Source organism: Rhodoplanes elegans (assembly GCF_016653355.1).
In the GTDB taxonomy this organism is placed as follows: domain Bacteria; phylum Pseudomonadota; class Alphaproteobacteria; order Rhizobiales; family Xanthobacteraceae; genus Rhodoplanes; species Rhodoplanes elegans.
The window spans coordinates 21,716-33,345 of record NZ_NHSK01000100.1 but is presented as its reverse complement, the minus strand read 5'-3'; the positions used below and the strand labels follow the sequence as shown (position 1 = coordinate 33,345).

8 protein-coding genes are annotated in these 11,630 nt (G+C 72.4%); 4 read left to right on the top strand and 4 right to left on the bottom strand.

Annotated features, from left to right (window positions below; all coding sequences use genetic code 11):
- The 3 genes from addA to addB all read right to left on the bottom strand — a co-directional run.
- On the bottom strand, positions 1 to 2,507 hold a 2,507-nt coding region (gene addA / locus CCR97_RS13350), incomplete at its 3' end, for a double-strand break repair helicase AddA (protein ID WP_201159557.1).
- A 211-nt stretch (positions 2,508 to 2,718) separates the two neighbouring features.
- On the bottom strand, positions 2,719 to 2,913 hold the full coding sequence (locus tag CCR97_RS13345; RefSeq protein WP_111359350.1) for a type II toxin-antitoxin system HicB family antitoxin: 195 nt from the start codon (positions 2,911 to 2,913) through the stop codon (positions 2,719 to 2,721).
- A 24-nt stretch (positions 2,914 to 2,937) separates the two neighbouring features.
- Positions 2,938 to 6,126, bottom strand: coding sequence for a double-strand break repair protein AddB (addB, locus tag CCR97_RS13340; protein WP_201159556.1), 3,189 nt, complete (start codon positions 6,124 to 6,126; stop codon positions 2,938 to 2,940).
- 252 nt (positions 6,127 to 6,378) lie between these two features.
- Between addB and thrC the strand changes: the two genes are divergently transcribed.
- From thrC to CCR97_RS13320, 4 genes are all read left to right on the top strand, one after another.
- Entirely contained in the window at positions 6,379 to 7,800 is a 1,422-nt protein-coding gene (gene thrC / locus CCR97_RS13335; protein WP_111356803.1) for a threonine synthase, read from the top strand.
- Positions 7,797 to 9,065, top strand: coding sequence for a M16 family metallopeptidase (locus tag CCR97_RS13330; protein ID WP_111356804.1), 1,269 nt, complete (start codon positions 7,797 to 7,799; stop codon positions 9,063 to 9,065). Before thrC ends, CCR97_RS13330 begins: the two co-directional genes overlap by 4 nt.
- 56 nt (positions 9,066 to 9,121) lie before the next feature.
- The gene (locus tag CCR97_RS13325; RefSeq protein WP_111356805.1) at positions 9,122 to 9,709 is read left to right on the top strand and encodes a GNAT family N-acetyltransferase; all 588 of its coding nucleotides are present in this window, start codon (positions 9,122 to 9,124) and stop codon (positions 9,707 to 9,709) included.
- A gap of 139 nt (positions 9,710 to 9,848) precedes the next feature.
- Positions 9,849 to 10,571 carry a hypothetical protein gene (locus CCR97_RS13320; RefSeq protein WP_111356806.1) on the top strand — a complete coding sequence of 241 codons (723 nt, stop codon included), beginning with the start codon at positions 9,849 to 9,851 and terminating at the stop codon, positions 10,569 to 10,571.
- 564 nt (positions 10,572 to 11,135) lie between these two features.
- On the opposite strand, the gene CCR97_RS13315 is transcribed toward CCR97_RS13320, so the two are convergent.
- The gene (locus CCR97_RS13315; protein ID WP_111360053.1) at positions 11,136 to 11,621 is read right to left on the bottom strand and encodes a F0F1 ATP synthase subunit B family protein; all 486 of its coding nucleotides are present in this window, start codon (positions 11,619 to 11,621) and stop codon (positions 11,136 to 11,138) included.
- Positions 11,622 to 11,630 lie beyond the last annotated feature (9 nt).

Sequence of the window (11,630 nt, the reverse complement as noted above, 5' to 3'; positions counted from 1 at the left end):
CCGGCCCACACCGGCGCCCCCGGGGCGCCGGGGGCGAGCCCCTCGGTCGGCAGCACGAGAAGCCGCGGCGGCCGCGGGCCGGAGGGCGGCTGCGTCGTGTCGGCGAGGAACACCAGCGGCGCTTCGAGGCCCTTGGCGCCGTGCACGGTCATCACCCGCACCTCGTCGCGGCGGATCTCCATGTCGCGCTTGATCTCGCTCTCGGCGGCGCGCAGCCAGGCGACGAAGCCCTGCAGCGACGGCGTCTCGCGCCGCTCGTAGTCGAGGGCGAGCGCCAGGAACTCGTCGAGCGCATCGTTCGCCTCGTGCCCGAGCCGCGCGAGGATTTTCTTGCGGCCGCTCTCCGGGCCGAGCAGGCGGGCGAAGAAGTCGAACGGCCCGCACCGCCGCGCCGCCTCGGCGCAGCGTTCGAAGCGTGCCGCGGCGTTTGCGAAGGCGGGATCGTCGCCGGCCGCGGCGACGAGCGCCGCGTGCAGCGTGCCGCGGCGGCCGTGGGCGAGGCGGAACAGCATCTCCTCGTCGAGCCCGAACAGCGGGCTCTTCAGAGCGATCGCGAGCGCCAGATCGTCGGCCGGCAGCAGGATCGCGTCGGCGAGCGCCATCAGGTCGACGACGGCGACATGCTCGGTCAGCGTCAGCCGGTCGGCGCCGGCGACCGGCACGCGCGCCTCGCCGAGCGCCCGGATGATCGCCTCGAACATGGCCCCGCGCTGGCGCACCAGCACGAGCACGTCGCCGGCCCGCAGCGGCCGGTTCTCGTGGCCGGCGGGCGCGCCACGCTCGATCAGATCCCGGATCGTCTGCGCGATCTGTCGCGCGAGCTTCACTTGCGGGCTGGTCTCGATCGTCTCGTCGAACGGCGCCGCCCAGCCCTCCATCTCGTCGCGCGGATCGGGCGGGGTCAGCGGCCACACCTCGACGATGCCGGGCGCCGCATCGGGCAGCGCGATGTGCGGCGGAATCCCGTCGGCGTCGGACGTGATGCTGGCGAACATCTCGGGCGCCGCGAACACCGCATCGACGGCGCCGAGGATATTGGCGCCGGAGCGGAACGACACCTTGAAGTCGCGCCGGTGGAAGGTCAGGCCCGCCGCCTTGTGGGCGGTCTCGAAGTGTCGCCGCATGCGGGCGAACTCTTTCGGCACGGCGCCCTGGAACGAGAAGATCGACTGCTTCTCGTCGCCGACCGCGAAGACGGTGCGGCGGAACGGCCTCGCGCCGGCGCCGGCCGTGAACTCGGCGACCAGCAGGCGGATGATCTCCCACTGCTTCGGGCTCGTGTCCTGCGCCTCGTCGATCAGCACGTGATCGATGGCGCGGTCGAGCTTGTAATGCACCCAGCCGGGCGCGGTCTGCTGCAGCAGCGCGAGGGTGCGGTCGATCAGGTCGTCGTAGTCGAGGAAGCCGCGGCGGTTCTTCTCGGCGACGTAGCGGGCGATCACGGCGGCCGCGAGCGTCACCAGCGCGGCGGTGCGGTCGCGCGCCCCGACCGCATCGCGCCGCGCCACCAGCGCGACGACGCGCTCCTGTTCATCGATGAGCCGTTCGGCCAGCGCCGGATGCTTCTTGGCGATGCCAGAGGTGACGAGCGATTTGCGCCGCTCGCGCTTGCCGGTGAGAAAGACGTCCAGATAGGCCTCGATCTGCTCCGTCCCGCGCGCCGCCGCGGCGGCGGTGAAGCGGGCACACTGCTTCTGGTCGTTCGCCGTGCCGGCCTTGCAGACGGCGGCGACAGAGGCCCATTCGGATGCGGGCAGGATCGGCCCGTCGACGATCGCCTTGTCGATCGCCTCGACCGTGTCGTCGCTCGTGACGCCGAGCGATGTGGCGAGGTTCTCCAAGGCGCCCTGCAGGCCGCCATGCGCGTCGATCCAGGCGGTCAGCGCGTGACGGCGGAACACCGCCTCGCGGACGAGATCACGCAGCGTCTGGTCGGCCGCGGCGGCGAGCGCGGAGGTCAGCGCGCGGCCGGGCGGCGAGTTCGGCGCGGCGGTCGCGTCGAGCAGCACCGCCATGGTGGAGCGGTCGAGAAGCTCGTCGGTGGCGCGGTCGTCCAGCACGGAGAAATGCGCCGGCACGCCGGCCTCGAACGGGAAGCGCTGCAGGAGCCGCGTGCAGAAGGCGTGGATGGTCTCCACCTTCAGGCCGCCCGGCGTGTCGAGCGCCGCCGCGAACAGTTTTCGCGCCTGCTCGCGATCGCGGGACGTGATGGACTTGACGCCGAGGCCTTTCAGCTTCGCATCGAGGGCCGGATCATCGAGCGAGATCCAACCGGCGAGTTGCCCAAAGACGCGGTCCGCCATGTTGGCGGCCGCCGCCTTGGTGAAGGTGATGCAGAGAATCTTCGCCGGATCGACGCCGGCGAGCAGCAATCGGATCACCCGCTGCGCCAGCACGTGAGTCTTGCCCGAGCCGGCATTGGCCGACACGAACACCGAGGCGTCCGGATCCGCCGCCTCGGCCTGCACGGTCGTGACATCGACCGGAATTGTTTTCGGGCGGCTCATGCGTGGACCTGTTTTTGGATTCCAGAGAGGAGCCGGATATCGCTTTGGCCTCTCGGATCCTTCGTGCGTTTCGGCTCGTCATGGCCGCGCTCGTCGCGGCCATCCACGCCTTGCGAGTCGCGCAAAAGCAAGACCGTGGATGGCCGGGACAAGCCCGGCCATGACCAAGACTGTGGGTCGGCTGGAGCGAAGGTCGTCCTCACGCCTCCACCTATTCGGCCACGCTCTTGGGCTGCGGAACTGGCAGCCCGTCCTCTTCGAGGCCTTCGATGTGGAATCGGATGGCGTCTCGGATGTTCGTCTCGACCTCCGCCACCGTCTCTCCGGTCGCGATGCAGCCCGGCAGGTCCGGGACGTAAGCCGAATAGGTCTCGTTCACCTTCTCGATCACGACCGCGTAGCGCATTCACGGCTTCTCCTTGATCCTTAGTCACTCCCCGCCCCCCTCTCCGGTCGACCACTCCTTCACGCGGGCGAGGTCGTCGTAGGTGCCGTAGCGGCTCTTCCACATCGAGAGCACCAGCGAGCGGTAAGGCGTCTCGGGGTCGTCGAACTTCTTCACGAGGCCGATCAGCTTGCCGAGCGCCGCCTCGGCGGCGGCGTCCGCCGACTGCGTCTCGAGATCGACCGGGCAGCATTCGCCGGCCGGGTCGCCGCCGGTGAGGCGCACATAGGCGATCTCGGCGAGCCCGGCGCCGGGCGGCAGCCCGTCGAAGCCGCCGCCACGCAGGATCGCGCCTTCCAGGGTGAGCTGCGGCGAGAGGCCGAGCCGCACCTGCTTGGACGAGGGCGGCGCGCCGGTCTTGAAGTCGAGGATGGCGAAGGAACCATCTGGATGGCGCTCGATGCGATCGGCGCGGGCGCGCAGTCGGAAGGCGCGGCCCTCGCCGAGCGGGATGTCGAGCGCGCCCTTGATCTCGGCCGTCACGACCGTGCCGTCGGCGCGGCGCTCGCGCTCGAACCGCACGAACCAGCGGGCGATCTCGGTGAAGCGCGGCCACCAGAAGGCCCGCGCCTCCGGCGTGTCGTCGAGTTTTTCGAATTCCTGTCGGCCGATATCGAGGAGTGCTTCGAGCGGGTCGTCGGGCAACGCGGTGGCGTAACGCTCGCAGAACGTGCCGATGGCGGCGTGGATGGCGATGCCGCGGTCCTTGGCGCCGGGCGGCAGATCGACCGGATCGAGCGGCGCCAGCTTCAGAATGTGTTTCGCATAGATCGTGTAGGGATCGCGCAGCCAGTGCTCGATCTCGGTGACCGACAGCGACACGGGGCGCACGTCGCGCGGCGGCTTCGGCTCCGGCCGGGCGACGCGCTTCGGCGGCCCGGCCGGCCGATCCAGTTTTCGCGCGAAATCCAGATACGCCTCACCCCGTCTGACGACATCTTTCCACGCCGGACCGGCCACCGCGGCGAGCCGTTGCAGAAAACGCGAGGCCGCGACCGGGGCACCGCCGATCTTGCCGGGCCGCGTCATCACCACCTCGGGGGCGGAGCCGGCGAGCTGGGCGAAGTCGTGCGCCGAGAGGCCGATGCGGCGCTCCGGCAGGTCGAGGCCGAGCGCGTGGCGCATGCCGCGGCTGAGCCACGGGTCGCTCGCCGCGGCCGGCGGCCACACGCCCTCGGCGAGACCGCCCAGCACGAAGCGGTCGACCGTCACGAGGCGCGCTTCGAGGAGGCCGAGAATGTGCAGGCGAGCGCCCGCGACCGGCGGCGGCCGCACCACGCGGTCGGCGACGGCGGTGCGGAACAGCTCGGCATAGTCCTCGGTCGCGACCAGAAACGTCTCGGCCGCCGCCTCGTCGACGAGCGACTCGAAGGTGTCGAGGAGGGCGCCGCCGTCGGGCCCGGCGAAGGCGACGATCCCGTCGGCGCCGTCGTCGGACAGCGCCTCGACGACCTTGCGATGCGCCGCGGCGAGCGCCGCCAGCCCCTGCGGCTTTCGGTGGTCGAGCTTTTCCAGCGGCGCCACCGCCGCCGTCAGACGAGCGACCAGCGCGGCCGCGGCTTCCAGCTCGTGCGCCCGCAGCCGCGCCCGCGGATCGGCCGGGTGGAGGGCGGACGCCTGGCCGGCCTGCAGCTTCGCCACCTCGGTCGCGACGGTTTCCAGCGCGTGGGCGAGGCCGGCCGTGCCGGGGCGTGGCCGCGGCCCGCGCAGCACGGCCCGCTCCAGCGCCGCGACGGCGCGTGCATGCTCAGCGGCGTCGAATCCGAGCCGGGCGAGCGGGTGCTTGAGGAGCGCCAGCAGCGGCACCGGCGCGACCTCGCCCAGCGCCGCCTCGGCGGCGAGGCGGGCGAACACGCCGGCCGGGGCGTCGGCGAGCGGCTGGCCGCCGGTGTCCGACACGGTCACGCCCCAGCGGCCGAGCGCGGTGGCGACGCGGCGGGCCAACGCCCGGTCCGGGGTCGCGAGCGCCGCGGTTCGGCCGGGCTCTTCCAGCGCCTCGCGCAGCACCACGGCGATCGCGAGCGCCTCCTCCTCGGCATTGGCGGCTTCGATCACGGCGAGGCCCGGCAGGCCGTCGCGCACTGCGCCGGTGAAGTCGGCGGCGGCGAGGCGTTGCTGCCAGAGATGGGTGGTCGGGGCCGGCCGCAGCGCCTCGGAGAGCAGGACCGCGCGATCGTGCCGGGGCGGGGCGCCGAGCGGCACCACGTCGGCCCGCGTCAGCCCCATGCCGGCCAGCAGGCCATGCAGGGCGAATTGCGGGTGGCCGCACTCCGGCTCCGGCCCAAGGCCGGAGCGGCCCGGGGCGAGCCCGGACCCATCCGCCACGCCGTCGATCGCGGCCCAGGAGGCGTCGTCGAGGGCGGTGTCGAGGCCGGGCAGCACCACGGCGCCGTGCGGCAGCCGCGCGACGGTGGCGATGAAGCGGGCCGTCGCCGGCATCGAGCCGGTCGAGCCGGCGACGATCACCGGTCCCTCGGCCCGCGCCGCGATGCGGGCGGCCTCGGCGGCGATCAGCAGGTCGCGGCGGGCGGCCGGCTCGATCGTCTGGCGTTCGGCCAGCAGCGCCGGCCACGCCTCGCGGGCGACGCGCAGGAAGTCGAGCGTCAGGCCCCAGTAGCGGTCGTGCTCCTCCGGGACGAGCGTGTCGAGGGCCGTCCATGGGACGCCCCGGGTGGTCATGTCGTCGATCAGCCGGGCGAGCTGGTCGGCCATGGCGAGGGCCGCCGCCGGGGTGTCGACCACGACGGGCGCCTGCTCGGCGGTCTTCCGGCGCAGGGTCTTGGCCCAGGCGAGCACCAGGCGGGCGAGCAGCAGCCGGCGCGACAGGCCGGGCAGCGCGGGGGGCAGGTCGAGGGCCTCGGGCAGGGCGCCCGCGCCGCCGCCGTCACCGCCCGGCCCGAGGCCGGAGGCGGCCGAAAACGCCAGCTCGTCCTCGTCGATGTCGCCCAGCGCGACGATGCGGGGCAGCACGGCGCCGTCGCGCCCGACCGCCTCGAAAAAGATGTCCCGGGCGGTCCGGCAGGCCCGGCGGGTGGGCAGGTAGAGCGTCACGCCGGCGAGCGCCAGCGGGTCGGCGGCGGCCGAGAAGCCGGGCACCAGCCGCCCCTCCAGGAGGGCGGCCGCCAGCGTGGGCAGGAACGGCACGGCGGCCGGGATCGTGTAGACGCGGGGCATGGGCGGTATCGGTGACGCGGGCATAGCCGGAGCTTAACCGGATTCGTCCGCAGGAATGCGGGGGAGCGATTGCCTTTCTTGTGCGCCCCCGCGGTTCCGACTAGTGTGCCGGGTCGCCGGCCGAAGGGTCGGCACCAGTCCCGGAACGGTAGGCTTTCCAGAGATTTGGTCATGACCGGCCGGCCCGTCGCCGGCCCCGGCGGGGGATTTCGGCGCGCCGTCGCGCGCGGCCCCCTCAGGCAGTGAGGACACGTGCAGTACATCTCCACCCGCGGCGAGGCGCCGCCGCTCGGCTTCATGGACGTCACCCTCGCCGGCCTCGCCCGCGACGGCGGCCTCTACGTCCCCGAGACGTGGCCCGGGCTCGACACCGCGACCATCGCCGGCTTCGCCGGTCGCCCCTATGCGGAGGTGTTCACCGAGGTGGTGGCGCCCTTCGTCGGCGACACGCTGACGGCGACCGACCTCTCCCGCATGGCGCGCGAGGCCTATGCCGGCTTCCGCCATCCGGCCGTGGTGCCGCTCGTGCAGGTGGCGCCGGCGACCTTCGTGCTGGAGCTCTTCCACGGGCCGACGCTGGCCTTCAAGGATCTGGCCATGCAGGTGCTGTCGCGCCTGATGGACCATGCGCTGGCGGCGCGCGGCGAGCGCTCGACCATCGTGGTCGCCACCTCCGGCGACACCGGCGGCGCCGCCGTCGAGGCGTTCCGCGGCTCGGCCCAGGCGGACCTCTTCGTGCTCTATCCGCAGGGGCGCATCTCCGACGTGCAGCGCCGGATGATGACCACGGCCGGCGCCGACAACGTCCACGCGCTCGCCATCGAGGGCACGTTCGACGACTGCCAGGCGATCGTGAAGGGCCTGTTCAACGATCACCCGTTCCGCGACCGGGTGCGGCTCTCGGGCGTCAACTCGATCAACTTCGCCCGCCTCGTCGCGCAGGTCGTCTATTATTTCGCCGCCGCCGCGGCGCTCGGCGCGCCGCATCGAAAAGTCGCGTTCACGGTGCCGACCGGCAATTTCGGCGACGTGTTCTCGGGCTATGTGGCGGCCCGCATGGGCCTGCCGGTCGACAAGCTGCTGGTCGCGACCAACGTCAACGACATTCTCGCGCGCACGCTCGCCACCGGCACCTATCAGGTGCGCGACGTGGTGGCGACCACCTCGCCCTCGATGGACATCCAGGTGTCGTCGAACTTCGAGCGCCTGTTGTTCGAGGCCTGCGAGCGCGACGCCCGCGCGGTCCGCACCGCGATGGGCTCGCTGACGAAGAGCCACAGCTTCTCGATCCCGGCCCGCTCGCTCGGCGCCATGCGGACCCTGTTCGCGGCCGACCGCGCCGCCGAGGAGGAGGTCGCCGCGACCATCCGCACAGTGCGGCGCGAGGCCGGCTATCTGCTCGATCCGCACACCGCGGTCGCGATGGCGGTCGCCGAGAAGGAGCCGCGCGACCCGTCGGTGCCGATGGTCGTGCTCTCCACGGCGCATCCGGCCAAGTTCCCGGACGCCGTCGAGGCCGCCTGCGGCATCCGCCCGGGGCTGCCGGACTGGCTCGCCGATCTGTCCGGCCGGCGCGAGCATTCGACCGTTCTGCCGGCCGACCAGGCCGCCGTCGCCCGCCACATTCTCAGTCACAGCCGCGCGGCGAGCGCGGACGCAGGAGCAGCCGCATGACCGTCGAGGTGTCGCGTCTTCCGTCCGGCCTGATCGTCGTCACCGACGACATGCCGCATCTCGAGACCGCGTCCCTCGGCGTCTGGGTCAACTGCGGCAGCCGCCACGAGCGGTCGGACGAGCACGGCATCTCGCATTTCCTCGAGCACATGGCGTTCAAGGGCACGGCGACCCGCACGGCCCGCCAGATCGCCGAGGAGATCGAGGCGGTCGGCGGCGACCTCAACGCCGCGACCGGCGTCGAGGTGACGGCCTACTATGCCCGCATGCTGCGCGACGACGTGCCGCTCGCCCTCGAGGTGCTGGCCGACATCCTCTCCAATCCGCGCTTCGACGAGCACGAGATCGTCCGCGAGAAGAACGTCATCATCCAGGAGATCGGCGCCCTCGAGGACACGCCGGACGACCTGGTGTTCGACTATCTGCAGGCGACCGCCTATGCGGGCCAGCCGGTCGGGCGCTCGATTCTCGGCACGCCGGACACGGTGCGGGCGATCGACGCCGCCATGCTGCGCGACTATCTCGGCCGCAACTATCGCGGCCCCGGCACCGTGGTGGCGGCGGCCGGCGCCGTGAACCATCAGGTGGTCCTCGACAAGGTCGAGCGGCTGTTCGGCGGCTTCGCCGGCCCGTCGCCGGGGCGGCCCGAGCCGGCCCGCTTCCACGGCGGCGTGCATGTCGAGGCGCGCGACCTCGAGCAGGCGCATCTGGCGCTGGCGCTGGAAGGCGTGCCGCAGCGCGACCCCACCCTCTACAGCCTGCAGGTGTTCACCAACGTGCTCGGCGGCGGGATGTCGTCGCGGCTGTTCCAGGAGGTCCGCGAGACCCGCGGCCTGTGCTACTCGATCTACTGCTTCCACTCGCCCTATGCCGACACGGGCCTGTTCGGGCTGTACGCCGGAACGGATGCCTCGGACGCCAAGGAGCTGATGCGGGTCGTCGTCGCCGAGATGGAGGCGGCCGCCTACGGGCTCACCGAGGCCGAGGTCGCCCGCGCCAAGGCGCAGATGAAGTCCGGCCTTCTGATGGCGCTGGAGAGCTCCGGCGCCCGCGCCGAGCAGCTCGCCCGCCAGATGATCATCCACGACCGGGTGATGACCGTGGAGGAGATCGTCGCGCGGGTCGACGCCGTCACGGTGGACAGCGCGCGCGCCGCCGGCCGCGCGCTGCTCGCCCGCTCGCGCCCCGCCGTCGCCGCGCTCGGCCCCGGCGGGCTTGAATCGGCCGCTGCGATCGCCGAAAGTCTCCCCTCGAAGGCCGCGTGACGGCGCCGGCGCTCCGCCGGTCCCCCCGTCTCCGGCCGGACATTGCGACCCGGACCATGGCGTTCTTCCGCACCGTCAGTCTCGCCGAGCCGGCGGGCGCGATCGAGGGCAAGGGGGTGATGCTGCGGCCGCCCCAGATGTCCGATTTCGAGGAATGGGCGGCGTTGCGCGAGCGCAGCCGCGGCTTCCTGACGCCGTGGGAGCCGACCTGGCCGATGGACGACCTCACCCGCGGCGCCTTCCGCCGCCGGCTGAAGCGCTACGCCGAGGATCAGCGGACCGACCAGGCCTACGCCTACTTCATCTTCCGCAGCGCCGACCGGGCGCTGGTCGGCGGGCTCACCCTCGCCAATGTCCGGCGCGGCGTCGCCCAGGCGGGCAGCATCGGCTACTGGATGGGCGAGCCCTATGCCCGGCGCGGTTTCATGACCGAGGCGGTGCGGGCGCTCGCCCCCTATGCCTTCTCGGCGCTGCGGCTGCACCGGCTCGAGGCGGCCTGCATCCCGACCAACGCGCCGTCGATGCGGCTCCTCGAATCGTGCGGCTTCGTGCGCGAGGGCTACGCGCGGCAATATCTCTGCATCAACGGATTGTGGCAGGACCACCTGCTCTACGCCCGCCTGAAGGACGACCCGCCGGGGTGAGCATGGCGGACCGGCGCGCCCGTCCCGGACGGGCGGCGCCACGGGGCCGCCACGGTTGGGACCGACAAGGGCGCGGGGCGAGGCGCAGGAACGAGCGTACGGGGACATCATGGCTGAGCGAGGGATCGGAACGGCAGGCGTGATTCGGTCGCGTGTCGCGGCGCGCCGGGCCGCGGGCCGGGCAGCGGGCCTGACGGCCGCGCTGCTGCTCGCGGCGACGGTCGGAGCCTGCTCGTCGACCGACGAGTTCTTCAGCGGCCAGCCGACGCCGAGCGAGAAGTCCGGCTCGCCCGGCTTCGCCGACCGCTTCCGCAACCTGTTCGGCGCGGGCTCGGAGGCCAAGGCGGCGGCCGGCGGGACCGCCGAGGCCGGCCAGACGGGCGGCGCCTCGACCTTGTCGGCCCTCGAGGTGGACTGCCCTTCCGTCGATATCCGGCAGGGCGCCTCGACCCTGCAGATGAACGCGCCCGGCTCCGACCAGGCGCTCGGCCTGCGCTACCAGGCGAGCTTCGGCCGCACGGCGCGCCAGTGCGCCGTCAATGCCGGCACGCTGTCGATCAAGATCGGCGTGCAGGGGCGGCTGATCCTCGGTCCGGCCGGCGCGCCGGGCGAGACCCAGGTCCCGCTGCGCTACGCGCTGGTGCGCGAGGGGATCGAGCCGAAGACGATCTGGTCGAAGCTCTACATCCTGCCCGTGACCCTGCCGCCCGGTCAGCCCAACGTGCCGTTCACGCACGTCTCCGAGGATCTCGCCGTCCCGGTGCCGTCCCAGGCCGACCTCGACAAGTACGTCATCTATGTCGGCTTCGACCCGCAGGGCCTGCCGAGCGAGCGCAAGCCCGCCCGCAAGCCGCGGGGGTAGGGGCGGGCGCTCTCGTTCATCGCCGCTCGACCGACCACTGACGCGCCCCTCATGGTGAGGAGCGCGACGCAGTCGCGCGTCACGAACCATGCGGCCCCGACGAAGGGTGGCCGCATGGTTCGAGACGCGATGCTTCGCATCGCTCCTCACCATGAGGAGAGAGTTGGTCGAATCGCGCGCCGATATGCACCGTCATCCCGGGGCGTGAGCCGAAGGCTCACGAGCCCGGGATCCATACCCCCGGTGCCGGTGGCTCACGACAGACAGGGGATATGGGTCCCGGGCGCGGCGCCCCGGGACGACGGGTCTGCTTTGGTCGACTCCGCCCGTGCGTCGTAGGGCCTGATACCAACGGCCCTGAGCCCTGCCCCGTCATCCTGAGGTGCCCGGCGCAGCCGGGCCTCGAAGGATGCGGCCCCGGCCGTCGCCCTTCGAGGGCTGCGCTTCGCGCAGCCACCTCAGGGTGACGGTGAAAGTCAGTGCCGGAGGCCCTTGGTATGAAAACAAAAACGCCCGCGGATCCCGCGGGCGTTTTCGTATTGGATCGGCCGGCGCGCCGTCGGCTCAGTTCAGCTTTGCGGCCAGGCCCTTGATGCCGTCGCTGACGAGCTGGGCGGCGAGCTTGCCCTTGACCGTGTCGGTCAGCAGCGCCTCGGCGGCCGTGACCGCGGCGTCGGCGGCGGCGCTCTTCACCTCGGCGATCGCCTGGGCCTCGGCCTGGGCGATCTTGGTCTCCGCCATCTTGGTGCGGCGGGTCACGAACTCCTCGACCTTCGCCTTGCCCTCGGCCTGCAGGCGCTCGCCCTCGGCCTTGGCGTTGGCGACGATCTCGGCGGCCTCGCGCTCGGCCTCCTGGCGGCGGCGCTGATACTCGGCGAGCAGCGCCTCGGCCTCGGAGCGCAGCTTGCGCGCCTCGTCGAGCTCGGCCTGGACGCGGCGGCCGCGATCGTCGAGCGCGCCCGTGACGGTCTTGTGGGCCCCGAGCTTGATCAGCGCGAGGACGAGCAGCACGAAGGCGACGGCCACCCAGAATTCGGCTTCGTAGATCATCGCGGTGGT

What these genes read in the sequence shown, in the direction of transcription:
- CCR97_RS13345 (WP_111359350.1), bottom strand. Translation starts at nt 2,913, where the DNA reads ATGCGCTACGCGGTCGTGATCGAGAAGGTGAACGAGACCTATTCGGCT.
- addB (WP_201159556.1), bottom strand. Translation starts at nt 6,126, where the DNA reads ATGCCCCGCGTCTACACGATCCCGGCCGCCGTGCCGTTCCTGCCCACG.
- CCR97_RS13330 (WP_111356804.1), top strand. Translation starts at nt 7,797, where the DNA reads ATGACCGTCGAGGTGTCGCGTCTTCCGTCCGGCCTGATCGTCGTCACC.
- CCR97_RS13325 (WP_111356805.1), top strand. Translation starts at nt 9,122, where the DNA reads ATGGCGTTCTTCCGCACCGTCAGTCTCGCCGAGCCGGCGGGCGCGATC.
- CCR97_RS13315 (WP_111360053.1), bottom strand. Translation starts at nt 11,621, where the DNA reads ATGATCTACGAAGCCGAATTCTGGGTGGCCGTCGCCTTCGTGCTGCTC.